Annotated in this window: 19 protein-coding genes and 1 tRNA gene; 13 read left to right on the top strand and 7 right to left on the bottom strand. The window is 72.3% G+C overall.

Annotated elements, in window-relative coordinates; all coding sequences use genetic code 11:
• Positions 1–15: 15 nt before the first annotated feature.
• The 4 genes from ACZ592_RS26910 to ACZ592_RS26895 all read left to right on the top strand — a co-directional run bounded on the left by ACZ592_RS26910 (position 16) and on the right by ACZ592_RS26895 (position 6,737).
• Complete coding sequence (locus ACZ592_RS26910) at positions 16–1,473, top strand: GH1 family beta-glucosidase (protein WP_471584207.1); 1,458 nt, start codon at positions 16–18, stop codon at positions 1,471–1,473.
• A 183-nt stretch (positions 1,474–1,656) separates the two neighbouring features.
• Positions 1,657–3,333 (top strand): aspartate-alanine antiporter, encoded by a 1,677-nt coding sequence (gene aspT / locus ACZ592_RS26905; protein ID WP_471584206.1) that lies wholly within the window; start codon positions 1,657–1,659, stop codon positions 3,331–3,333.
• 3 nt (positions 3,334–3,336) lie between these two features.
• Positions 3,337–5,040: an aspartate-alanine antiporter gene (gene aspT, locus ACZ592_RS26900; RefSeq protein ID WP_471584205.1), complete on the top strand. Its 1,704-nt coding sequence runs from the start codon at positions 3,337–3,339 to the stop codon at positions 5,038–5,040.
• 47 nt (positions 5,041–5,087) lie between these two features.
• Positions 5,088–6,737 (top strand): bifunctional aspartate transaminase/aspartate 4-decarboxylase, encoded by a 1,650-nt coding sequence (locus ACZ592_RS26895; RefSeq protein ID WP_471584204.1) that lies wholly within the window; start codon positions 5,088–5,090, stop codon positions 6,735–6,737.
• Positions 6,738–6,856: 119 nt separating this feature from the next.
• Here the strand turns inward: ACZ592_RS26895 and ACZ592_RS26890 are convergent, their stop codons facing one another.
• The 3 genes from ACZ592_RS26890 to ACZ592_RS26880 form a co-directional block, all read right to left on the bottom strand.
• Positions 6,857–7,909, bottom strand: coding sequence for a chitinase (locus ACZ592_RS26890; protein ID WP_471584203.1), 1,053 nt, complete (start codon positions 7,907–7,909; stop codon positions 6,857–6,859).
• 387 nt (positions 7,910–8,296) lie between these two features.
• Positions 8,297–9,685: a sensor histidine kinase gene (locus ACZ592_RS26885; RefSeq protein ID WP_471584202.1), complete on the bottom strand. Its 1,389-nt coding sequence runs from the start codon at positions 9,683–9,685 to the stop codon at positions 8,297–8,299.
• Complete coding sequence (locus tag ACZ592_RS26880; protein ID WP_471584201.1) at positions 9,682–10,386, bottom strand: response regulator transcription factor; 705 nt, start codon at positions 10,384–10,386, stop codon at positions 9,682–9,684. Before ACZ592_RS26880 ends, ACZ592_RS26885 begins: the two co-directional genes overlap by 4 nt.
• Before the next feature lie 122 nt (positions 10,387–10,508).
• Between ACZ592_RS26880 and ACZ592_RS26875 the strand changes: the two genes are divergently transcribed.
• A complete protein-coding gene (locus ACZ592_RS26875; RefSeq protein WP_471584200.1) occupies positions 10,509–11,042 on the top strand; it encodes a hypothetical protein in 534 nt (177 codons plus the stop codon).
• A 48-nt stretch (positions 11,043–11,090) separates the two neighbouring features.
• Here the strand turns inward: ACZ592_RS26875 and ACZ592_RS26870 are convergent, their stop codons facing one another.
• Positions 11,091–11,951: a spermidine synthase gene (locus tag ACZ592_RS26870; protein WP_471584199.1), complete on the bottom strand. Its 861-nt coding sequence runs from the start codon at positions 11,949–11,951 to the stop codon at positions 11,091–11,093.
• A 100-nt stretch (positions 11,952–12,051) separates the two neighbouring features.
• The gene (locus ACZ592_RS26865) at positions 12,052–12,564 is read right to left on the bottom strand and encodes a hypothetical protein (RefSeq protein ID WP_471584402.1); all 513 of its coding nucleotides are present in this window, start codon (positions 12,562–12,564) and stop codon (positions 12,052–12,054) included.
• A gap of 294 nt (positions 12,565–12,858) precedes the next feature.
• Here ACZ592_RS26865 and ACZ592_RS26860 point away from each other — a divergent pair, with 294 nt between their 5' ends.
• Positions 12,859–14,334 carry a tetratricopeptide repeat protein gene (locus tag ACZ592_RS26860; RefSeq protein ID WP_471584198.1) on the top strand — a complete coding sequence of 492 codons (1,476 nt, stop codon included), beginning with the start codon at positions 12,859–12,861 and terminating at the stop codon, positions 14,332–14,334.
• A gap of 61 nt (positions 14,335–14,395) precedes the next feature.
• Here the strand turns inward: ACZ592_RS26860 and ACZ592_RS26855 are convergent, their stop codons facing one another.
• Positions 14,396–14,989, bottom strand: a complete 594-nt coding sequence (locus tag ACZ592_RS26855) for a histidine phosphatase family protein (protein WP_471584197.1) — start codon at positions 14,987–14,989, stop codon at positions 14,396–14,398.
• Positions 14,990–15,244: 255 nt separating this feature from the next.
• Here ACZ592_RS26855 and ACZ592_RS26850 point away from each other — a divergent pair, with 255 nt between their 5' ends.
• The 7 genes from ACZ592_RS26850 (at position 15,245) to ACZ592_RS26820 (ending at position 21,789) form a co-directional block, all read left to right on the top strand.
• On the top strand, positions 15,245–16,216 hold the full coding sequence (locus ACZ592_RS26850; RefSeq protein ID WP_471584196.1) for a phosphatase PAP2 family protein: 972 nt from the start codon (positions 15,245–15,247) through the stop codon (positions 16,214–16,216).
• Positions 16,125–17,306: a hypothetical protein gene (locus tag ACZ592_RS26845; RefSeq protein ID WP_471584195.1), complete on the top strand. Its 1,182-nt coding sequence runs from the start codon at positions 16,125–16,127 to the stop codon at positions 17,304–17,306. The genes ACZ592_RS26850 and ACZ592_RS26845 overlap by 92 nt, the downstream gene beginning before the upstream one ends.
• Before the next feature lie 139 nt (positions 17,307–17,445).
• Positions 17,446–19,095 (top strand): hypothetical protein, encoded by a 1,650-nt coding sequence (locus ACZ592_RS26840; RefSeq protein ID WP_471584194.1) that lies wholly within the window; start codon positions 17,446–17,448, stop codon positions 19,093–19,095.
• A complete protein-coding gene (locus ACZ592_RS26835; protein WP_471584193.1) occupies positions 19,095–20,459 on the top strand; it encodes an AAA family ATPase in 1,365 nt (454 codons plus the stop codon). Before ACZ592_RS26840 ends, ACZ592_RS26835 begins: the two co-directional genes overlap by 1 nt.
• Positions 20,460–20,596: 137 nt before the next feature.
• Positions 20,597–20,947 (top strand): hypothetical protein, encoded by a 351-nt coding sequence (locus tag ACZ592_RS26830; RefSeq protein ID WP_471584192.1) that lies wholly within the window; start codon positions 20,597–20,599, stop codon positions 20,945–20,947.
• Between the two features lie 115 nt (positions 20,948–21,062).
• Positions 21,063–21,725 (top strand): bifunctional DNA primase/polymerase, encoded by a 663-nt coding sequence (locus ACZ592_RS26825; RefSeq protein ID WP_471584191.1) that lies wholly within the window; start codon positions 21,063–21,065, stop codon positions 21,723–21,725.
• Positions 21,716–21,789: transfer RNA gene (locus tag ACZ592_RS26820), tRNA-Lys, on the top strand. Before ACZ592_RS26825 ends, ACZ592_RS26820 begins: the two co-directional genes overlap by 10 nt.
• A gap of 69 nt (positions 21,790–21,858) precedes the next feature.
• Here ACZ592_RS26820 and ACZ592_RS26815 read toward each other — a convergent pair.
• On the bottom strand, positions 21,859–23,139 hold the full coding sequence (locus tag ACZ592_RS26815; protein ID WP_471584190.1) for a M6 family metalloprotease domain-containing protein: 1,281 nt from the start codon (positions 23,137–23,139) through the stop codon (positions 21,859–21,861).
• Positions 23,140–23,342 lie beyond the last annotated feature (203 nt).

Below are 23,342 nucleotides of genomic sequence, written 5' to 3'. Positions count from 1 at the left end.
CATGGGAGCGCTCCTATGCCTTCGACCTCCGCCGGCCGGCCCTTTCCCTCCGACTTCCTGTGGGGCGCCGCGACCGCCGCGTACCAGATCGAGGGGGCGGCGCGGGAGGACGGCCGCACGCCCTCCATCTGGGACACGTTCAGCCATACGCCGGGCAAGGTGCTCGGCGGCGACACCGGGGACGTCGCCGTCGACCACTACCACCGGTGGCGCGACGACGTGCAGCTCATGGCGGACCTGGGGCTGTCCGCGTACCGCTTCTCGGTGTCCTGGTCGCGGGTGCAGCCCACCGGGCGCGGGCCCGCCGTGCAGCGCGGGCTCGACTTCTACCGCGCGCTCGTCGACGAACTGCTCGCGCACGGCATCCGGCCGATGGTCACCCTCTACCACTGGGACCTGCCGCAGGAGCTGGAGGACGCCTTCCCCAGCGGCTCGGCGGCGGGCGGCGGCTGGCCGGAGCGCGACACCGCGTACCGCTTCGCGGAGTACGCGGGGATCGTGGCCGGGGCGCTCGGGGACCGGGTGGACATGTGGTCGACGCTCAACGAGCCGTGGTGCAGTGCCTTCCTCGGCTACGGCTCGGGGGTGCACGCCCCGGGCCGCACCGATCCGGCGGCGGCCCTGCGCGCGGCTCACCACCTGAACCTCGCGCACGGTCTCGGCGCGCAGGCGCTGCGCGACGGGCTGCCGGGCCGGGCGCGGATCGGTGTCAGCCTCAATCCGAGCGCGGTGCGCCCGCTCACCGCGTCGGCCGCCGACCAGGACGCGCGGCGCCGGATCGACGCGCTGGCCAACCGCGTCTTCACCGGGCCGATGCTGCGCGGTGTGTACGACGACGATCTGCTCGCCGACACCGCGCGGATCACGGACTGGTCCTTCGTGAGGGACAACGACCTGCGCACGGCCCACCACCCGCTCGACTTCCTCGGCATCAACTACTACGCCCCCTCTGTCGTGTCGGCCGCCGCCGACGGATCCGACAGGCCGCGCCCCGACGGGCACGGCGCCAGCAGCCACTCCCCCTGGCCGGGCGCCGACGAGCACGTCTCCTTCCACCGGGCGCCCGGTGAACTCACCGCCATGGACTGGCCGGTGGATCCGACCGGCCTCAAGGACCTTCTCCTTGAGTACACCGCTCAGGCCCCCGGGGTTCCGCTCTACGTGACGGAGAACGGCGCGGCCTACGACGACAAGCCCGGCGCGGACGGCCAGGTCCACGACCCCGACCGCATCCGCTATCTGCACGGCCACCTCCGCGCGGTGCGGGAGGCGATGGCCGAGGGCGCCGACGTGCGCGGGTACTACCTCTGGTCACTGCTCGACAATTTCGAATGGGCGTACGGATACAGCAAGCGCTTCGGCGCGGTCTACGTCGACTACGAGACGCAGGCCCGCATCCCGAAGTCCAGCGCCCACTGGTACGCACGGGCGGCCGCCACCGGCGAGCTGCCGCCGAGCCCCGCGCGGGACTGAGCGGGCAGATCGGCCGGATCGGCCAGATCAGTCAGAGCGGGCGGATCGAGCGGATCGATCGGATCGGACAGCCCGGGAAGAGTCGGAGACGCCCGGAGCCGAGTGGCACACCCCCACTCGGCTCCTTACCTTGCGGATATGCGAAATACGGGACATTCCGCAACAGAACCGGCTCGGTGAGCCATGGGCGTACTCCGCGATCATCCTGAGCTCGCGCTGTTCCTCTGCCTCGCCCTCGGCTACCTGGTGGGGAAGCTGCGCGTCGGGCCCATCACCCTGGGCGGCATCTGCGGCACGCTGATCGTGTCGCTGCTGCTCGGAGCCTGGACCAAGGTCACCGTCTCCGACGACGTCAAGACGATCTTCTTCGCGCTCTTCATCTTCGCCCTCGGCTACATGGCGGGCCCCCAGTTCTTCGCCAACCTCAACCGCAAGAGCCTGCGCTTCTTCGCGCTCTGCGGGATCGAGCTGGTCTGCGTCCTGGCCATCGCTCTCGGCCTGGCCAAGGCCTTCGACCTGGACGTGGGCACCGCGTCCGGCATCCTCGCGGGCGCCGCCACGGAGTCCGCGGTGGTGGGCACGGCCACCGAGTCCATCGGCAAGCTGAGCGACCTCACCCAGGCGCAGATCAGCGAGTACCAGGGGCACGTCGCCACCGCGTACACCGTCTGCTACCTCTTCGGCCTGATCACCATCGTGATCTACACCAGCCAGATCATGCCGATGCTGCTGCGCGTCAACCTCCGCGACGCCTCCCGGGAGCTGTGGGAGAAGATGCGCGGGGGCGGCGGCCTGGAGGCCGACGAGCGGGCGGCCCTGCCCGGTCTGGTCGGCCGCACCTACCTGGTGACGACGGCCGACGGCCGGACCGTCGGCGATCTGGAGAGCGAGCTCGACGGCCGGATCACCATCGAGGCCGTCAAGCGCGGCAGCAAGCTCCTCACGCCCGCGCCCGGCCTGGCGCTGACCCTCTCCGACCTGGTCCTGGTGGTCGGCCGGCGCGCCAACGCCATCGAGGCAGGGCACCTGATCGGTCCCGAGACCCCCGGTATCCCGGGCGTCGACACCCCGCTCGCGAGCAACCAGGTCGCCGTCACCGACAAGGAGACGGACGGCCTCACCGTCGACCAGCTGCAGAAGGCCCACCCCGAGTTCATCAAGGACGGGGTGTACGTCACCGACGTGCTCCGCGGCGACCAGCACCTGCCCGCGGCCGGCGACACGACCCTGCACCGCGGTGACGTGCTCACCCTGGTCGGCGCCCGCTCCGGCCTGAACAAGCTGGTCACCCGGATCGGCGCGGTCGTCAAGAACGACGCCACCGACTTCATCTATCTGGGTCTCGGCATCGCGGCGGGCTCGCTGCTCGGCCAGGTCGTCGTGAAGTTCGGCGACGTCCCGATGTCGCTCGGCACCGGCGGCGGCTGCCTGATCTCCGGGCTGCTCTTCGGCTGGTTCCGCTCCCGCAAGCAGACCTTCGGCGCCTTCCCGCCACAGGCCGCCGCGACCATCAAGGACATGGGCCTTGCGGTCTTCATCGCCTGCACCGGGCTGGTCTCGGGCCCGCAGGCCTGGCCGCTGCTCAAGGAGTACGGGGCGCTGCTCCCGTTCGCCGGGATCGCCATGGTCCTGATCCCCGCGACCCTCTCCCTGATCATCGGCCGCAAGATCCTCAAGATCGAGAAGCCGCTGCTCATCGGAGCCATCGCGGGCCAGCAGTGCTCGACCCCCGCGATCACCTCGGTCACCCAGGTGGCCCAGAGCTCCGTGCCGATGCTCGGCTACACGATCACCTATGCCCTCTCCAACTTCCTGCTCCCCCTGACCGGGCCGATCCTCGTCGGCGTACTAGGAGCGTAGACAGTGATCGACTTCCTCGATCGGAACATCTTCCAGCCCCACCCCGAACTCCTCGTCTTCATCACCGTGGCCCTGGGCTTCCTCTTCGGGAAGGTGCGCTACAAGGCCATCGGGCTCGGCGCGGTCACCGGCTGCCTGATCGCCGGGCTGCTGCTCGGCGCGCAGTTCAAGGTGACGATCGACGGAACGGTGAAGAACCTCTTCTTCACCATGTTCCTCTTCGCCCTCGGCTACAAGGTCGGCCCGCAGTTCTTCCGCGGCCTGAAGAAGGACGGCATCCCGCAGGTCGTCAACGCCGTCGTGGTGTGTGTGACGGGCCTGCTCGTCTGCTGGGGCTTCGCGGCCATGCTCGGCTACGGGCCCGGCCTCTCGGCGGGACTGCTCGGCGGGGCGCTCACCCAGTCCGCCGTCATCGGTGTCGCCCAGGACGCCATCGGCAACCTGCCCGGGCTCTCCTCCGGTCAGGTCAAGGAACAAGAGAACCTCGTCGCCATCGGGTACGCCGTCTGCTACCCGCTGGGCACCATCCTGTGCGCGATGCTCCTCGCGAACGTCCTGCCCCGCCTGTACCGCAAGGACCTCGCGGCCGAATCTGCCGCGCTCGCCGCGGAGTTGGACGCCCCGGCCGACAACCCCGACCTCGGCGATGGCTACTACGAGGTGGTCCTGCGCGCCTACCGGGTCGAACGGCCCGACGTGGTGGGCCGCACCATCGACGACTTCGAGGAACAGCAGAAGGAACTGGGCCGCCGCCTCTACATCACCGGGGTGCGGCGCGACGGCGAGATCCTCCCGCACGACCAGAAGACCGTGCTGCGCGAGGGCGACATCGTGGCGATGAGCGCGATCCGCGGCGACCTCGTCACCTACGACGCCCGCACCCACGTGGGCGGCGAGGCCGACGACGTCGACCTGCTCGGCTACCAGACCGAGTCCCTGCACGTCGTCGTCTCGGAGAAGGCCCAACTCGGCAAGACGATCGGCGAGTTGCGCACGCAGCCGTTCATGGTCGGCGTCTACGTCGACAAGGTGTTCCGCGCCGGATCCGAGTTCCCCTACCGGCTCGCCACCAAGCTGGAGCGCGGCGACACCCTGATCCTCACCGGGCCCAAGCGCCTGGTGGACCCGGCGGGCAAGGAGATCGGCAAGCCCGTGCCGACGTCCTTCGCCACCGACATGGTCTGGGTCGGCCTCGGCATCTTCCTCGGCGGCTGCATCGGCATTCCCGCGCTGACCGCGGGCGGCGTGCCGATCTCGCTCTCGACCTCCGGCGGCGCGCTCATCATGGGCCTCGTCTTCGGCTGGATCCGCGGCAAGTACCCGACGTACGGCAATGTCCCGCCCGGCGCCCAGTGGTTCATGGACACGCTCGGGCTCTGCCTGTTCGTCGCGGTGGTGGGCATCAACGCGGGTCCGAGCTTCACCAGCGGCCTCTCCACGGCCGGCTGGGGCCTGCTGGTCTTCGGCGCGGTCGCCACGCTGATCCCCCTGATCGTCGGGTTCCTCGTCGGCCACTACATCCAGAAGATCCGCTTCCCGATCCTGATGGGCGTCCTCGCGGGCGGTCAGACCACCACGGCGGCGATCGGCGCGATCAACGAGCAGTCCAAGTCCCAGGTCCCGACGCTCGGTTACACGATCCCGTACGCCGTGAGCAATGTGCTGCTCACCATCTGGGGCGCCGTCATCGTCCTCCTCCACCACTGAGGCCCACACCGTCCAGCCCGTCCGCACGTCGTACGTAAGGAAGCACCGTGCCGAAGACCACGTTCACCCGCGAGGAAATCCAGTCCTTCGCCCAGCTCAGCCCCTTCGAACTGAAGGACAAGTTCATCCAGATCGCGCAGGCGGTGCAGGAGGACAAGCCGGGGCAGAAGGAGAAGTCCAGCGCGCAGATGCTCAACGCGGGCCGCGGCAACCCCAACTGGACCGCGACAGGCCCCCGCGAGGCCTTTTACGCGCTGGGCTACTTCGCCCTCTCCGAGTCGCGCAGGGTGTGGACCGCGGACAACCTCGGCGGCATGCCGGAGAAGACGGGCGCCGCGGAGCGCTTCGACACGTTCGTGCGCCGCCACCCCGACCTGCCCGGCATCGAGCTCCTGGAGAAGTGCGTCGCGTACGCCGTCGAGCGCTTCGGCTTCGACCGTGACGAGTTCGTCCACGAGCTGACCGACAGCTCCATCGGCGACAACTACCCGGTCCCCGACCGGATGCTGACGCACGCCGAGCGGATCGTGCGCGGCTACCTGGGCGACGAGATGTTCGCCAAGAAGCCGCCGCAGGACAACCTCTCGCTGTTCGCGACCGAGGGCGGCACGGCGGCGATGTGCTACATCTTCGACTCCCTGATGAAGAACGGGATCCTGAAGAAGGGCGACAAGATCGCCCTGATGGTGCCGGTGTTCACGCCGTACATCGAGATCCCCGAGCTCGACACGTACGAGTTCGACGTCGTGCAGGTCGAGGCGAGCCTGTTCACCGAGACCGGTGTCCGCGAATGGCGCTATCCCCCCGAGGAGGTCGCCAAGCTCGCCGACCCCGCGGTCAAGCTGCTCTGCGTCGTCAACCCGTCCAACCCGCCCTCGCTGGCGCTCAGTCAGCGCGTCGCGAACCAGATCAAGGACATCGTCGCCCACGACAACCCGAACCTGCTGATCGTCACCGACGACGTGTACGGCACGTTCGTGGAGGGCTTCCGCTCGATCGCCGCCGACCTGCCGCGCAACACCCTGCTCGTGTACTCGTACTCCAAGCACTACGGATGCACCGGCTGGCGGCTCGGCGTCATCGGCCTGCACGACGACAACGTCATCGACAAGATGATCACCGAGCTGCCCGACGCGGAGAGGAACAGGCTCGCCAAGCGGTACGGGACGCTGTCGCTGGAACCCGAGAAGATCAGGTTCATCGACCGCCTGGTCGCCGACTCCCGCCAGGTCGCGCTCAACCACACGGCGGGCCTCTCGCTCCCCCAGCAGGTCATGATGTCGCTCTTCTCGCTCTTCGACATGCTGGAGGAGGGCCAGGCGTACAAGGAGCGGATCCGCTCGATCGTGCAGCGGCGGCTCGACCTGCTCCTCGAGGGCGCCCAGATGAAGATCTCCGACGATCCGAAGCGGGCCGCGTACTACATCGAGCTCGACCTGCTCGCCGAGGCCGAACGCGTCCACGGCAAGGACTTCGCGGACTTCCTCGAGAAGAACTACGAGCCGGTCGACCCGCTGTTCCGCCTCGCCGAGCAGACGCACGTGGTGCTCCTGAACGGCGGCGGCTTCGACGGCCCCGAGTGGTCGGTCCGTGTCTCGCTCGCCAACCTCGACGACCTCGACTACCTGAAGATCGGCCACCACCTGCGGGGCATCTTCAACGACTACGCGGCCGAGTGGCAGGCCTCCAAGTCCTGACCGGACGATGCGATGCCCCGGCCGGGTGGGGGAACCGGCCGGGGCATCTGTATCAGGGGGCTTACTTGTATACGGGTCCCCTTGTACGGGTCCCCTTGTACGGGCCTGCTTGTACGGGCCTACTTGTACGCGCCCAGCGCCTTCGTGAACTCCAGCGGCGACTGCTCGATCGACGAGCACGTCGGCTGCGCCGAGTCGGACGCGCCGCCCTCGCAGGCCTTGTCGCGGGTCGAGGACCACATCGACAGCCGGCCCAGGCCCTTGGCCTCGGCGAACTTCACGAGCTCGGCGGCGTCGGTGGGCTTGAACACCTCGGTCGTGACGTCGTTGACACCGATCATCGGGGTGACGGCGACGGCCTGCCACGCGGCCTCCTCGGAGAGCCCGAGCGCGGACTTGACCTGCTTCTGCGTGGCGGTGGCGGCCTGCACGGCGTACTCGCCCATGTCGCCGCTGTAGGAGGGCCCGTAGTCCATGGCCATGATGTTCACCGCGTCGACCTTGACGCCGTTCTCCTTGGCGTTGGCGAGCAGGTCGACGCCGGGCTGGGTCAGTCCCTCGGGCATCACGGGCAGCGTGAACGAGACGTTCAGGTCCGGGTGTTCCTTCTGCAGCGTGGCGATCGCCTCGGCGCGGCGGGTGTTGGCGGCGGTCTCCGGCAGGGCCGCGCCCTCGATGTCGAAGTCGACCTTCGTGAGCTTGTACGTGTCGACGACCTTGCCGTACGCCTTGGCCAGGGCGTCCGCGCTGTCGCACTTCAGGCCGAGCTCGGAGCCCGCGGCGCCGCCGAAGGAGACGCGGACGTCGCCGCCCTTGGCGCGCAGGTCCTCTATCTGCGCGGCGACCTTGTCGTCGCCGAGACCGGTGGCACCGCCCCACAGGGGCTCGCAGCTGCCGCCGGAGGTGATGAACGCGAGGTTGAACTCCTTGACGCCGGTCTTCTCGGCCGTGTCGACGAGGTCGTACGCCGGGGCGAGGGACGTGTCGACGAACGGCGCGAACTTGGCCGCGGATCCGGCCGACGCGGCCTTGTCCTGCTTCGCCGGGGCGGCCTTGGTGGCCAGGGCGGTCCCGGAGAAGAGGAAGGCGCCGCCGCCGACGAGTGAGGCGGCGACCAGTCCGCCGACGACCTTGGACCGAGTGCTGACCGTGCGCCGGTGCGTGCTGCTCATCGCGTGCCTGCCTTCGCTGTGCGGGGGTGGGGGGAGTGCGATCACGCTAGCCGCGCGGGGAGCGACAAAAGGGGCAACCCCGGTCCGGGGCGGGGATCTTAGGGTGCGCTTAAGGGAGGGATCGGGGGTGGTTAAAGGTCGTCGTCGGGTGCGGGTGCGTCGTGGTTGCTCGCGCGGTTCCCCGCACCCCAAAGGCACTCGCCCGCGCCCTGTTTGGGGACTCGATCGTCCGATGCGGGGGGGGATTTCAGGGGCGCGGGGCTGTCACATGTGCGGCTCCGCCCGCGTGGGGCCACAAGCCACGGCGCACGCGCACGCGCACCCGCACCCGCACCCGCACCCGCACCCGCACCCGCACCCGAGCAAAGACCCCCGGGGAAAGACCGCTCAGCCCGCGCTGGGTGCCCGCCGGCGACGGCGGACCGTCGGACCGCGATGGCCGCGCCGCCCCTCCCCCGGCCCGCGGGAGTCCAGCTGGATCCAGATGCGAACCTCCGTGCCGCCGAGCACCGAGCTGCCCACCCGGACGTCGCCGCCCGTCGACTCGGCGAGGCGGCGCACGATGTCCAGGCCGAGCCCCGTCGACCCGTCCTCCCCGGAGCCCGCGCCCCGCGCCAGCGCGGCCTCGGGGTCGGCGATGCCCGCGCCCGCGTCGGAGACCAGGACGATCACCGCGTCCTCGCCGCTGTGCACGTCCACCGCGAACGCCGTGCCCTCACGCGTGTGCCGGAAGACGTTGCCGAGCAACGCGTCGAGCGCGGCGACGAGTTCGGGTCGGGCCACGGGTATGCGGACCGGGCGTTCGACGCCCGCCACGCGGACCTCGCGCCCCTCGTCCTCGGCGAGCGCCGACCAGAAGGCCATCCGGTCACGGATCACCTCGGCCGCGTCGCAGCCCGTTCCCGGGCCGACCGTCGCGGTCTGCGGTTTGGCGTCGCGCGCGGTGCGGATGATCGTGTCGACCTCGCGCTCCAGCGTCTCGACGGCCGTGCGGGTCTGCTCGGCGGCCGGTCCTTCGCCGAGCGAGGCCGCGTTGAGCCGCAGGACGGTCAGGGGCGTGCGCAGCCGGTGGGAGAGGTCGGCGGCCAGTTCCCTTTCGTTGGCGAGGAGTTGGACGACCTGGTCGGCCATCGAGTTGAACGCGACGGCGGCCAGGCGCAGTTCGGTGGGCCCTTCCTCGGGGACCCGCGCCCCGAGCTTGCCCTCGCCGAGGTCGTGGGCGGCGCCCACCAGGCGTTTGGCGGGCTGGACCATGCGTACGCCCAGCCGGTCCGCGACCGCCACCGAGCCGATGACCAGCGCGATGCCGACGCCCGCGAGGACCACCCACGCCGTGGTCACGCCGTTGCTGACCTCGGCCTCGGGGACGAATATCTCGACGACCGCCGTGCCCGAGCTGAGCGCGGTGGGCTGCAGGACCACGAAGCCGCCGGGCACCTCGGCGGTCCTGGCCCGGCCCTCCTTGCGGGTGGCCTCCACGGCCCGCGCCTCGGCCCGCGGGTCGCCGACCTCGAACGCGGGGGCCTTGTCGACGGCGGGGACGTACACGGCCATCCGCCCGTCGCCGCCCGCCTCGGACGAGGCGACGGCCCGGGTGAGCTCTCCCCGGTCGGTGGTGATGGAGAGGGTGGGGCCCATGCCCGCGCCGTGCCGTTCCGCGTTGGAGATGGCGCGGTCCCTCGCCATCTCCTTGACGACGAGGCCGAGCGGCACCGCGAAGGCGACCACGACCATCGTCGTGACGGCCAGGCAGACCTTGACGAGCGCCCACCTCACAGCGGTGGCTCCGGCAGCGGTGGCTCCAGCTTCACGCCGACCCCGCGCAGGGTGTGCAGGTAGCGCGGGCGCGCGGCCGTTTCGCCCAGTTTCCGCCGCAGCCACGACAGATGTACGTCGATGGTCTGGTCGTCGCCGTACGACTGCTGCCAGACCTCGGCGAGCAGCTCCTTGCGGGGCACGACGACGCCGGGCCGCCCGGCGAGGAAGGCGAGGAGGTCGAACTCGCGCCGGGTCAGGTCGAGCCGCGCCCCGTCCAGCTCGGCCTGGCGCCGCAGCGGGTCGATGGAGAGCCCGCCGACCTGGAGCACGTTGCTGGGCGGCGCCTCGCCGGCGGTGACGCGCGCACGGCGCAGCACGGCGGCCATCCGGGCCGAGAGGTGCTCGACGGAGAACGGTTTGGTGAGGTAGTCGTCGGCGCCGTCGTTCAGGAGCCGGACGACCTCCGCCTCGTCGTCCCGCGCGGTCGCGATGATCACGGGGACGTCCGTGATGCCGCGGAGCATCTTCAGCGCCTCCGACCCGTCGAGGTCGGGCAGGCCGAGATCCAGGATCACCACGTCAAAACGGAAATGGGCGACCTCGCGCAGCGCCTCCAGGGCCGTGCCGACGCTGCGCACGGTGTGCGACGCCTCGGTCAGGTGCCGGATGAGGGCGGAGCGTACGAACTGGTCATCCTCGACGACGAGCACACTTGCCATGGGCGGCACCGTACGCCATACGGAGGAACGCGGTCCTCTCCGGTACGCGGGCTCCCCCTGCGTGCAGATGTGCGGATGCCCGGCGGGACAGGGGCGCGCGGCGTGGTGCAGTATGGCCCGCGATGCACAGAGGACTCGTACACGGAATCGCCTGGTCGCTCGCCACCGGCGCGGCGGTCACGCTCTCCTGGTGGGGCGTCCACACGGTGATGTCGGGCACGGCCTACGACCCGCCGCGCGCCCTGCCGCTGGCGGCCGACGACGGCGGCCAGGACCGCGCGGAGCCACAGGCCTCCTCGACGCACCGCCCCGAGTCGTCACCGGCCGAAAAGCCCACCACGTCCCACAAGCCGTCGAAGTCCCCGAAAGCCCCCGAACCGTCCGGAACACCCTCGGGCAGGCGCACCTCGCCCCCGCCCACCAGTTCCAGCACCGGCACGGTCAAGAGCTACAACACGGACGGCGGCCGGGTCGTCTTCGATCTCGCGAAGGACTCCGCGACGCTGGTCTCGGCGACCCCGGCGGCAGGCTGGTCGGTGCAGACGTGGAAGCAGGGCACGTGGATCCGTGTGGAGTTCACGGCAGGCGCGGCCCAGGTCTCGGTCTTCTGCACCTGGCACGACACGGCACCGCGGGTACAGATCGACACATACTGACGTATCGACGTGCGGGCGTGCGGAAGCACTGCGTGACGGCGTCGGCCGTCAGCGGAAGACCGAGGGCGGCGGCGCGGGTGAGGCGACCGCGGCGGCGTCCGTGACGGCCGCCGCTCCCCCGCTGAAGCCCGCGAGCCCGCGGCCGTGTTCGACCCTGCCGGGGTGCGGGTCGCCCGCGCAGCGCCGGGTCAGTTCGGCGACGGGCAGCGCGCGGTCGGAGCCGAGCAGCACGGCGTTGCCGAAGCGTTTGCCGCGCAGGACGGCGGGGTCGGCGACGAGGGCGAGTTCGGGGAAGAGCGCGGCGGCGGTGGCGAGTTGGCCGCGCAGGTGGGCCAGTGGCGGGCCGTCGGCGAGGTTGGCCGCGTAGTACCCGCCGGGCTTCAGGACCCTGCGGACGTCGGTGAGGAATTCCGTGCTGGTCAGGTGCGCGGGGGTGCGGGCCCCGCTGAAGACGTCGGCGATGACGAGGTCCGCCCAGCCGTCGGCGATCTTGGCGAGGCCCTCGCGGGCGTCGGTGCCGCGCACCCGTATCCGCGCCTGGGGGTCCAACGGCATTTCCCGGCGGACGAGTTGGATCAGGGCGGTGTCACGCTCGACGACCTGCTGGGTGGAGCGGGGGCGGGTCGCGGCTGTGTAGCGGGCGAGGGTGAAGGCGCCGCCGCCGAGGTGCACGGCGTGGACCGGCTTGCCGGGCGGGGCCACGAGGTCGGCGATGTGGCCGAGTCTGCGCTGGTACTCGAAGTCGAGGTGCGTGGGGTCGTCGAGGTCGACGTGGGACTGCGGGGCGCCGTCCACGAGCAGCGTCCAGGCGCGCGGCCTGTCCCGGTCCGGCATGAGTTCGGCGAGTCCGCCGTCCACCTTCTCGACGACGGCCTCCCGCGCTTCCCGGGACCGCTTGTTCCTAGCCATCAGGCCATTATCCGCGTCCGGGGAGGAAGCGGCCCGACGGCGGTGCGGGGGCCGTGCGGGGGCAGGGACGCGGGGTCGTGCGAGATCGCGCGGGGGTCGCTCAGCGGCAGTTGTCGGCGGCCTCGATGGTGCGGGCGGCCTGGCCGAGCGCGGCCCGCAGGACGGCCGGGTCGGTGAGGGGGTCGCTCTCGCCGGGCGGCAGGAGCCAGCCGGTGCCGGCGACCGGCGGCTCGGGGACGACGGGCCCGGGATCGGGGTCCGTGTACACGCTCATGCCGCGCCCGAAGGTCTGGGTGCAGGCGCTGCCCGGCAGGTCCCAGCCGTCGGCGGTGCCGGGCGGCACGAGGAAGCCGAGGGTGTCGCAGCCCCCGTCGTGCAGCACGGGGCCGACGGTGTCGCCCGCCCCGCGGCGCAGGATGTCGACGGCTTCGAGGCCCTGCCTGGCCGGCACCGTCACCAGGTCGCAGCACTCGTCGTCGCAGGGCGCCGCGCCGGGGGGCGGGGCGCTGTGGTCCTGGGTGGGCCGGTGGCGCGCCGTCGTCAGGGACGCGGGAGCCGCCGGGGACGCACCGCTGTCCGTACGGGAGTCGCTGTTCTTCGTGCCGATCTCCAACAAGGGGACCCCTCCTCGCAGTGCGACAGCCGCCCGGCTCCCGCTCCTCGTTGTCCAACGCGCGTCGGCGTCAACAGGCACTGCGGCACGCCGCCGCAAAGGATGGCAGTTCATGGCGGATCTCGGGTGAGATATCCCGTTTGTAGCCAAACTCCGCGTGCCGGACCCGTCACAGCGGGTACGTTCGTGCTCCGCCGGAACAGGGGCAGCCCCACGAGAGCACGTGCGTGGGCGCGGCATCGAGTGCGCGAGCGTGAGCACGGTCCGGCATGATCCGTACGAGAGGGTCCGGCCATGGCGTCCTCCCCGATGGCATCGTCAACTCAGTCCCCACGACCGAACCTTGCCTTCCGACAGCTCCGCGGACAGCGCTCACCGGGCGAGTTCGCCTCGGCGGTCCGGCGGGCCGCCCGTGAGATCGACGAACGGGTCAGCTGCGACGCGCGCTACATCGGGCGGGTGGAGGCGGGCGAGATCCGCTGCCCCAACTACGCCTACGAACGCGTGTTCCTGCACATGTTCCCGGGCCGGACGCTGACGGACCTGGGATTCGCCCCCCGCGCCCTGGTGCGCGGACGGGGCGCGCGCGGCGACACCGACGCGCCCCCGGGCCACGGCACGCTCCACACCGGCACCACGTTCCACCAACCGACCACGATCCACTTGTACGAGTCCCATCCGTCCGGGTCCGACCCCCGCGTCTGCGATCCGTACGCGGTCCAGACCCACGAGGAGAGCGACGTGCAGCGTCGCGCGTTCATGACCGGCTCCACGGCCACCGTGGCCGCCGCCCTGGGGCCCATCGGGCTCACCCTGGGCGGCCCCGCGGAGGCCGCCGCGCTGCGCGGGCGGCGCGTCGGGGAAGCCGAGGTCGGCGCGGTCGAGGAGGCCGTGCGCAAGATCCGCCTGCTCGACGACCGGCACGGCGCCGACGGCCTCTACCGGCGCGCGTCCGCCCCGCTGCGCACCGCCTTCACCCTGCTCGACGCGGGGACCACCACCCGCCAGTCCACCTCGGACCGGCTGCACGCGGGCGCCGGCGAACTGGCCATCTCCGTCGGCTGGCTGGCCCACGACTCCGGGCGCTTCGACGACGCCCGCTCGCACTACGCGGAGGCCTTGGCCACCGCCCGGGTCTCCGGCGACGCCGCCCTGGAGGCACACGCCTTCTGCAACACCGCCTTCCTGGCCCGGGACGCGGGACGCCCCCGGGAGGCGGTGCGGGCGGCCCAGGCGGCCACGCGCGCCGCCCGCAACCTCGGTTCACCGCGGCTGCTCTCGCTCATCGCGCTGCGGGAGGCCGGGGGCTGGGCGGGGCTCGGCGACCGCGTGGGCTGCGAGCAGGCGCTGACCCGCGCCCACGGCCTCTTCGCCCGCGGGGCGTGCGACGGCGACCCGGAGTGGATGAGCTTCTACGGCCCGGCGGAGCTGGCAGGACTGGAGGCGCAGTGCTGGTCGGCGCTCGGCGAGTGGGCGCGGGCCGCGGGACACGCGCGGCTCGCCGCGGCCACGGCGGCCTCGCAGACCCCGCAGTTCACCCGGAACATCGCGCTCTACACCGCCGAGCTCGCCGACGACCTGGCCCGCGCGGGGCGCCCCGAGGAGGCCGCGACGGCGGGGCTGCGGGTGCTCGCGCTCCTCGGCGAGGTGCAGTCCTCCCGCATCCAGTCGATGCTCGCCACGACGGCGCGGGTGCTCCTGCCGCACCGCAGCACCCCCGAGGTGAGCGAGTTCCTGGAAGGGCACGCCTGTCTGCCGCGCGCCGTCTGACCGTGCGGGGGCTGACCGTGCGGGGGGGGTGATCGCGCGCGGCAGGGGCGGACGACAGGCCCTAGGAGAGGTGACCCGTCTCGTTCCACGTCTCGATGGCGGGCTCTCCGTAGGCCCAGCCGAGGACCGAGAGGGACGTCGGGTTCAGGCGGACGCGGGCGGCGAACTCGATGCCGAGACCCAGCCAGCGCGCGCCGATGACCCGCAGGATGTGGCCGTGCGCGAAGACCAGCACGTCGCGGTCGGCGCTCCTGGCCCACTCCACCACCTCGTCCGCGCGCGCGGAGACCTGCGCCAGCGTCTCGCCCTCGGGGACACCGTCGCGCCAGATGAACCAGCCGGGCCGGATCGCCTGGATGTCGGCGGGCGTCATGCCGTCGTACGCCCCGTAGTCGAACTCCATGAGCGCGTCCCACGCGGTGGCACGGTCACCGAAACCGGCGATCTCGCAGGTCTCCCGCGCGCGGGAGAGCGGGCTGGTGCGCACCTCCACGTCCGGGAGGCCGTCGTACGGCGCGCGGTGCAGCCGCTCGCCCAGGAGCTTGGCGCCGCGCCGGCCCTCGTCCAGGAGAGGGATGTCGGTCCTGCCGGTGTGCTTCCCGGACAGTGACCATTCCGTCTGTCCGTGCCGGGCCAGCAGGATGCGGGGTGCCATGGAATCTCTCCAACTCGTACACATGTCCGTTCGGCCACACGTGCCGAGAGGGACTTTTGTTGCTTTGTGCGGACAGTGGTCGCCCGCCCCCTCCATCATCACCCACCTGTGACGGAGGGCTCGTCCGTACTGGCAACCCGGTCGCGGATCTCTGCGTCTAAGACGACCGGGGGACGCCTCGACGTCCCCCGCGTGGGCCGTAAAGTGTGGCGGCGGCGTACACCGCATGAACAGAGACGATGGGGGACCGACCGGATGCCGAAGACCGACGTGCCGGGCACCACGGGCATAACCGGGCACCGGCTCCGCTGGTGGACCGAGCTGCCGCTGATCGTGCTGGTGTACGCGGCGTACTCGGCGGGCCGGCTGATCGTGCGCGGCGACGTCGCCAGTGCGGTCGACCACGGCGTGGGAATCCTCAAGGTCGAGCAGTTCCTGCGGCTCGACGCGGAGAGCCCGCTGAACCGCCTCTTCACCGCCAACGCCTGGATCGGCGTGCCCGCGGACTTCTGGTACGCCTCGCTGCACTACCTCGTCACGCCCGCCGTCCTGGTCTGGCTCTTCCGCAGCCGCGCGGTCCACTACCGCGCGGCCCGCGCGTGGCTGATGGTCTCCACCATGATCGGCCTGATCGGCTTCACGCTCCTGCCGACCTGCCCGCCCCGGCTGCTCAGCAAGGGCCACGGCTTCGTCGACACCATGGCGCAGTACAGCGACTACGGCTGGTGGGGCGGCGAGGCGAGCGCGCCCCGCGGCCTCGGCGGAATGACCAACCAGTACGCGGCGATGCCCAGCCTGCACGTGGGATGGGCGCTGTGGTGCGGTGTCGTCCTGTGGCGGTACGGACGCTCGCCGCTGACCAGGGTGGCCGCCGTCGCCTACCCGCTCATCACCACGATCGTCGTGATGGGCACCGCCAACCACTACTTCTTCGACGCGCTCGCGGGCGCCGCCGTGATGGGCGTGGGATTCCTGCTCGTACGGCCCGTGCAGCGGCTCGCGGACCCCGTGACGAACCGGCTGCGGGCCCGTTTCCTGTCGGCCTCCACACCCTCGTCCGCCACAGAGTCCACGATTGTCAGTGCCGGGTGCCAGACTTCGACGGGTGAGCGAATCCCCCGACAGCGCAAGCAAAGTGCCACCCCCGGCGCCGAGTCGAGTGCCCGGCCGGCCGACGCCGCCAGACCCGCGGACGCCGGTGACGGCGCTCCGGCACCGGCTCACTGAGCTGCGCGGCGCGGACCTTCCCCCGCGCCCGCTGGACGCCCGTGCCCTGGCCGCCCTCGCGGCCAACCCCGGGTGCAGACGCCGCGCGCTGCTCGACGGCGCGGGCGTGGACAAGACGGCGCTCGCACAGACCCTGGGCTCGCCCTCCGGCTTCGGCCAGTCCCAGTTCGCGTTCATGCGGGGCAACGCCTTCGAGGCGCGGGTCAAGGCCGACGGCGGCGCCGAGCTGCTGCGCCTGACCCACAGCCGCCTGGGCGGCGGGCCCGAGCCCGTGCCGGGCGAGGCCGCCGTGCCCGACCTGTCGGCGGCAGGCCCCGAGGGCCGCGCCGCACGCACCGCGCTCGCCCTGCGGGAGGCCACCGGATCCGGCGGCTGGACGCTCCTTGACCACCCCATGCTGGCCCTGGACGTCGCGGGCACGCCCGCCTTCCTCGAGCCGGACGCGGTGGTGGTCCATCCGGACGGCACCTGGACGGTCGTCGAGATCAAGTCCTTCCCGATGATCGACGGTTCGGCGGACGCGGCGAAGGTCGGCGCGGCCGCCCGGCAGTCCGCGGTGTACGCGCTGGCCCTCGAGCGGGTCGCCGAGCGCATGGACCCGGCTCCCCACGTCCGCCACCACGTCCTCCTGGTCTGCCCCAAGGACTTCTCGAACCTCCCCACGGCCTCCGCGATCGACGTCCGCAAGCAGCTCTCGGTGACCCGGCGCCAGCTGGACCGCCTGACCCGCGTCGAGGACATCGCAGCGGAGCTGCCGCCGGGCACGACGTTCGACGTGCGGCGCCCGGCCGCCGAGCTGACGGAGGCGGTCGAGTCGGTCCCCGCGACGTACGCACCCGAGTGCCTGGCCGCCTGCGAGCTGGCCTTCCACTGCCGCGACCGGGCCCGCGACGAGGGCGAGGTGACGTCCCTGGGCCGCGCGATCCGCGGCGAGCTGGGCGGTCTGACGACCATCGGCGAGGTCCTGGCGGCGGCCGCGGGCACGGCGGGCGACCCCGCGGACCCGGCGGTGGCGGCGCTGCGCAGGGCGGCGGGGCTGCGCAGCGAGGCGTTGTCCGGCGTGGGCGCCTCAGGGGGATCCGCATGCTGAACCGCGCGTGGGTCACCTCCCGGCGGGGACGGGATCGCAGCCGGTCGTGGGGGCTCGGGGTGCGGGTCGCCGCTTCGCGGCGGGTTTCTCCCACCCACCCGTCCTTCTGCCCGACGCACCCGGCACTGGAGGTCCGTCCATGTCGTTGATCGACAGTCTGGCCCGTCTGGAGGCGGCCACCACGGGGCGGGCGCGGCCCAGGGCCACGGTCCGGCACCGGCACGTCTCGCAGCGGCCCCTCGTCCTCGTGCCGCTCATCACCGCGGGTGAGGCGGGCGCGCCGCTCGGCGCCCTCGTGGGGACCGAACGGACCTCGCCCCGGCTCCTGGCCGTGCCGCAGCCCCGCGACCGCGACCAGCGCTTCGCCTTCCTCGCGGAGCTCGCCGAGATCGTCCTGCCGTACGTCGACTCGTTCGCGCACGACGTCGAGGCCGCCGAGCGCAACGAGACCGACCCGGAGACCGGCAAGCGCGTCAAGGTCGAGGTCGAGCTCTGCTCGGACGCCCCGCAGCTGATCGTCCCGAGCCGCGCGGGCATCGAGTTCGTGCGGCTCCTGGGCCGTTCCATGCGCTTTCGCCGCACCGCCGAACAGGACCCCGAAACGCCCTACCCGGCCCCGCCCCGCGTGCCCCTCCTCGGCCGCTGGCTGACGCACTTCGCAGAGCGCGCACGCGTCCCGGGATCGTCCCTGCTCACCGCCATGACCGAGCTGCTCTCCCGGCACTGGGCGACGGGCCAGTCCAGCCTGGAGGACCAGCACCTGGGCGCCCTGCTCGCCTGGATCGAGGCCCCGGAGGGCACCTCGGGCGCCGAGGCCGCGCTCCGCGCCGAGCTGGCCCGCGACGGGCAGGGGCAGCTGCTGTGCCCGCCCGCGGGACCGGCCACCGACCCGGCGTTCGACAACGACCTGCTCGCCCCCGCCATGGAGCGCTACGACCGCGCGCGCACCGCCCTCGCGGCCGCCGAGGACGGCGTCGAGGCCGACGAGCGGCTGGGCGCGCTGACCGCCGCCGAGCGGGAGATCCACGCCCTGATCGACAGCAGGACCCGCCCCACCTGGGACGCCGTGTGGCGCGGCCTCGACGCCCTGTGCACGCTCCCCGAGGCCGCGCACGCCCCCGACCGGTGGACCCGCGACCGCTGGTCGTTCACCGGCCACCGCGACCGCGTGACGGCGGGCGAGCCCCCGCAGCCGCGCGTCGACGACGCCGTCACGGCGGCCGGCAAACTGGCCGCGCGCGAGCGTGAACAGGCCCGCCTGGACGCCCAGGAGGCCCTCGACGACCCCCTGGTGATGGCGGGCCGCCGGCTCGCGGGCGAGGCCTTCGCCGGTGAGGTGACCGAGGTCGTGATGGCGTACACGGAGGCCAAGAGCCCCCGGCCGCGCCCGCTGGTCACCGTCCGCACGGACGACCACCCGCACCTGGGCGAGCGCACGAAGGTGTACCGCGCGCTCGGGGGCAAGCCGCAGTGCGCCGAGTTCGTGGCGTACGAGGGCGAGGGCGTCGTCGTGCTGCGCCTGACCGACAAGATGGGCCGGGGCAAGGAGCCCGACCAGGGGTCCGTCCCCGCCAAGGGCGACCGGATCTGCTGGACGCTCTTCGAGCACGAGCAGCGCGGCGGCCCCAAACTGCCCGACCCCGAGGCCACGCCGTGGACACACGGCGGGCCGCCCGGCGAGCACGCGGAGAACACCGGAAGCGCCGGTGCCGCCGCTGACGCCGGGAGTGCCGTCGCCACGGCCACCGCAGAGCTCCCCGACCCCGTGACCGCGGAGGACATCCTGTGATGCAGCTCGCCCCGCCCGCGGGCGGCACGTTCGACCCCGGCGCCGAGGCGGCGCGTGCCACGGCGGCGATCCTCCACGACACGCTGCACGGCACGCAGCGCGGAGTCGTCGTCGATTCGCCGCCCGGCGCCGGAAAGTCGACGCTCGTGGTCCGCGCCGCGCGCGAGCTGGCCGCAGCCGGCCACCCGCTGATGGTGATCGCGCAGACGAACGCGCAGGTGGACGACCTGGTCCTGCGGCTCGCCGAGAAGGATCCCGGGCTTCCGGTCGGCCGGCTGCACAGCAGCGACCCCGACCCGTACGACAAGGCGCTCGACGACCTGGCCAACGTCCGCAAGTCCACGAAGGCGGGCGATCTGGCGGGCCTGGACGTGGTCATCTCGACGGCCGCGAAGTGGGCGCACGTCAAGGCCGACCAGCTGGACGCGCCGTGGGGGCACGCCATCGTCGACGAGGCGTACCAGATGCGTTCGGACGCGCTGCTCGCCGTGGCGGGGCTCTTCGAGCGGGCGCTGTTCGTGGGCGACCCGGGGCAGCTCGACCCGTTCTCGATCGTCGGCGCGGAGCAGTGGGCGGGGCTTTCGTACGACCCTTCGGCGTCCGCGGTGTCGACGCTGCTCGCCCACAATCCGGAGCTGCCTCAGCACCGTCTGCCGGTGTCCTGGCGGCTGCCCGCCTCGGCGGCGCCCCTGGTCTCGGACGCGTTCTACCCGTACACGCCCTTCCGCAGCGGCACGGGCCACGGGGACAGGGCGCTGCGCTTCGCGGTGGCGTCGGACGGTTCGGCTCCCGACCGGGTGATCGACGAGGCGGCGGAGACGGGCTGGGGCCTGCTGGAGCTGCCCGCGCGGAACACGCCGCGCACGGACCCTGAGGCGGTCCGCGCGCTCGCCCAGGTCGTCCGGCGCCTCCTGGACCGCGGCGGCGCGGCCACCTCGGAGCGCGGCCCCGACCCCACTCCGCTCACCGCCGACCGCGTCGCCGTGGGCACCGCGCACCGCGACCAGGCGGCGGCGGTGCGCGCGGCCCTCGCGGACCTCGGCGTCACGGACGTCACGGTGGACACGGCCAACCGCCTCCAGGGCCGCGAGTACGACGTGACGGTCGTCCTGCACCCGCTCTCGGGCCGCCCGGACGCCACGGCCTTCCACCTGGAGACGGGCCGCCTCTGCGTCCTGGCCTCCCGCCACCGGCACGCCTGCGTCGTGGTCTGCCGTGCGGGGGTCAGCGAGCTCCTCGACGACCACCCGTCCACGGAGCCGGTCCAGCTGGGCGTCACGGTGAAGTTCCCGGACGGCTGGGAGGCCAACCACGCGGTCCTGGCCCGACTGAGGGAACACCGCATCACTTGGCGGCCCCACTAGGGGCCGCCCCGTCAGGGGCGCGGGGGCTGCGCGAGCAACCACCCCTGACGGGCCCCCGGCCCACTTGCGCGGCAAGGGAGAATGAGAGTCGGCCGGACACCGGACGAACGCTACGCACCGTACGAGGAGGATCCACCATGGCGGAGCCCGAGCGGCCCCGGACCGAACAGCGCATGCGCCCCGCGCCCCTGCTCTTCGAGCCGGCGGAGGCGAGCACCGACCCCGAGCACTTCTTCGACCTGGAGTCGATGGAGGACCCGCGGGAGCTGCTGGCCCGCGCGACGGAGCTGACGCACGCGTTCCGCGCCGCGACGGACCGGTCCATCGAGTTCCAGGCGATCGCGGCGGCCCAGCTCGCCGATCCCCGGCGCTTCGACCGGCTGACGCTCGCGCTGATCGCGGAGCGCGCGGAGTGGACCGAGGACTACACGAAGAAGATGATCGAGTTCGGCCGTGAGCTGCTGCGGGGCGGCGTCGAGAAGCGCTAGATCACCCTCGCCCGGCATATGCCAGGGGGGCAAGGTACCTCACCCCATCCGCCGCTGTCCCGGTTTCCGGCAACTCTCAGAAATGGAACGCTCACTACCGGTACATGTAGCCGGCATGAGCAGCACTCCCCTCCACACCGCCGCACCCCCGCCCCCCACCACCGGGTCCCCCCTCGGCCCGCCCCCCGCGGGACCGGCCCACGACGCCTGTGACGTCACCGCCGCGGGCGCCGCCTGGCTCGTCTCGGCCGAAACGTATCCGCACAGCGCCCTCGCCCTCTGGCGGAGCAGGCCGAGCGCCCCCGCCGTGCTCCCCTGCGGCTCCGCCTTCGACGTGGTGAGCGTGCCCGCGGTCTTCGGCCGCCGCATGCTCGACCGGTTATGGGAGGACGGCCCCGGCTCGGGGCCGGTGGCCGCCCACCGGGGCCGCGTCCTGCTCTTCGCCGCCCCCGGCACCGCCTCGCGCCTGCCCGCCCTCCTGGAGTGGGAGGAATGGGGCCGCGCGGTCCCCTCCGTGCTCTGTCACGGCACCGGCGACGCGGTCACCGTGCCCCCGCTCACGGCCGCGGACACCCCGGGCGCCGCCTCCGGCGACCGCCTCGGATCACGCTGGCTCGTGGCCCCCGACACCCGGCATCCCTGGCTCCCGGGGCCCGAGGTGATGCTCTGGGCCTGTGTGCGTGCGGCCAGGTCGGCGGCCTCCTCCGCCGTGCGGATATCGATTTTTCCTGGCGGCGATCAGAGTGCTAAGGTCTACGACGTCAGCAGGCGCCGCTAGCTCAGTTGGTTAGAGCAGCTGACTCTTAATCAGCGGGTCCGGGGTTCGAGTCCCTGGCGGCGCACAGACGGTGAGAAGCCCCTCGCGGAAGCGAGGGGCTTCTTGCGTGTGCCCACGGGCCGGCTCCGGCTCCTCAGCCCGTCGTGACCTGCACCGTCCATGCCCCGGACGCCGTGCGCCCCTCGACCTCGACGCGTACGTCCTCGCCGGGCACCGTGAAGCTCTCCCCCGCCCGCACCGGCGCGTCCGCCAGCTGCGGATACACCGACTCGCCCCAGCAGGACTCGGACTCCGGATGGGCGTCGACGACCTCTACGGGGCCGCCGCCCGACGCCGTCTCGTTGCGCACCTCGTAGACGAGCACGCCCTCCGTGCACGTCGCGTGGTCGTTGCCCACCGAGCCGCGCGCCTCCAGGGCCAGCACCGTGCCCCGCCCGGTGCGGACCACGGCGAGCCGGGTGCCGCCGACGGCGCCGGGGGCGCGCGGCGCCGCCAGTGGGTCCAGGCTCAGCCGCTCCGTCCCTGCGCCCACGCACCGCACCTGCCGCGGCGCCAGCCAGCCGAGCTTCCATTTGTGCCAGCCGAAGAGGTCGGGGGCGAGGCCGAACTGGCTGCCCATGACGTCCCAGTCCCCGACGTAGGTGTCCCAGTCGCCCTTGCCGTCGGTCGGCCGGTGGTACAGGTCGGGCAGGTCGAACACATGGCCGGTCTCGTGGGCCAGGACGTTGCGGTCCGGCGGGTGCCGCTCGAAGACCGTGACGATGCGCCGCAGGTCGGTGCCGTCGGCCCGCATCGGCCGGTCGAAGTTCACGACCTTCGTGGCGTCCGAGTCGACGCCGGGCGCGTCCGGGTCGGCGACGAAGTAGACGACGTCGTACCGCGAGAAGTCCACGTGCGGATCGGCGGCCGCCACCGCGTCGCGCAGGTAGGCGCTGCGCCGCTGGGCGTTCCAGTCACGCTGTATGGCGTACGAGAGGGAGTTCTCCGGCATCTGGACCCACTCGCGCCGCGGATGCGGGTTCAGCTTGAACTTTCCGTACGAGGCGCGCTCGAAGAATTGGCTGGTCGCCGGAAAATAGTCGGCGGCCAGTTCCCCGGGAGTGGTCAGGGGCGGCGAGTCGGGGAAGGAGAGGAACACCATCACCGCGTTCAGGGTCCTGGTCGGGCGCGGGTAGGCGCTGTTCCAGGTGTCCAGGCCCTCCGAGTGGTGCGCGGCGGTGCGGCGCAGGGCACACGGTCCCGCGGCGGAGTCGGCGATCGCGGGTCCGGCGACCAGTGAGGTGGCGGCCAGCGCGGTCAGGGAGGTGAGCAGGGCGGCGGTGCTGCGAAGACGGGAGTTCCCCCCTCCACGGGTGAGTCCCCAAGGGGGGAGCTGACGCGGCACGTCGACCTCCGGGTGCGGAATGCGGGACACCCCACCCACCCTGTGATGTTTTGTTGAAGTTCGCCCTGTTTGTCTGGCCCTTCCGAGTGAGTACGAGGCGAGGGGACGACACCCCGACCGTTCACGGAACGTCACAACCGATCGAGTCGCGACGGAACCAGTTCAGCGGCGAGCAGAAACGATCTGCCATCGGCCTCGGGCACGCCCCGGGCCGGTGGCACGGCTGGAACAGG

This window comes from Streptomyces sp. NPDC040622 (assembly GCF_055593965.1).
Note: the sequence above shows the minus strand (reverse complement) of the source record. Positions and strands in the feature narration are given on the sequence as shown.

Bases quoted from the DNA above. Each gene is read 5' to 3' on its own strand.
- ACZ592_RS26855 (WP_471584197.1), bottom strand. From the start codon at position 14,989: ATGGCACCCCGCATCCTGCTGGCCCGGCACGGACAGACGGAATGGTCA.
- ACZ592_RS26910 (WP_471584207.1), top strand. From the start codon at position 16: ATGCCTTCGACCTCCGCCGGCCGGCCCTTTCCCTCCGACTTCCTGTGG.
- aspT (WP_471584206.1), top strand. From the start codon at position 1,657: ATGGGCGTACTCCGCGATCATCCTGAGCTCGCGCTGTTCCTCTGCCTC.
- ACZ592_RS26830 (WP_471584192.1), top strand. From the start codon at position 20,597: ATGGCGGAGCCCGAGCGGCCCCGGACCGAACAGCGCATGCGCCCCGCG.
- ACZ592_RS26850 (WP_471584196.1), top strand. From the start codon at position 15,245: ATGCCGAAGACCGACGTGCCGGGCACCACGGGCATAACCGGGCACCGG.
- ACZ592_RS26880 (WP_471584201.1), bottom strand. From the start codon at position 10,386: ATGGCAAGTGTGCTCGTCGTCGAGGATGACCAGTTCGTACGCTCCGCC.
- ACZ592_RS26825 (WP_471584191.1), top strand. From the start codon at position 21,063: ATGAGCAGCACTCCCCTCCACACCGCCGCACCCCCGCCCCCCACCACC.
- ACZ592_RS26870 (WP_471584199.1), bottom strand. From the start codon at position 11,951: ATGGCTAGGAACAAGCGGTCCCGGGAAGCGCGGGAGGCCGTCGTCGAG.
- ACZ592_RS26890 (WP_471584203.1), bottom strand. From the start codon at position 7,909: ATGAGCAGCACGCACCGGCGCACGGTCAGCACTCGGTCCAAGGTCGTC.
- ACZ592_RS26840 (WP_471584194.1), top strand. From the start codon at position 17,446: ATGTCGTTGATCGACAGTCTGGCCCGTCTGGAGGCGGCCACCACGGGG.
- ACZ592_RS26875 (WP_471584200.1), top strand. From the start codon at position 10,509: ATGCACAGAGGACTCGTACACGGAATCGCCTGGTCGCTCGCCACCGGC.
- ACZ592_RS26860 (WP_471584198.1), top strand. From the start codon at position 12,859: ATGGCGTCCTCCCCGATGGCATCGTCAACTCAGTCCCCACGACCGAAC.
- ACZ592_RS26835 (WP_471584193.1), top strand. From the start codon at position 19,095: ATGCAGCTCGCCCCGCCCGCGGGCGGCACGTTCGACCCCGGCGCCGAG.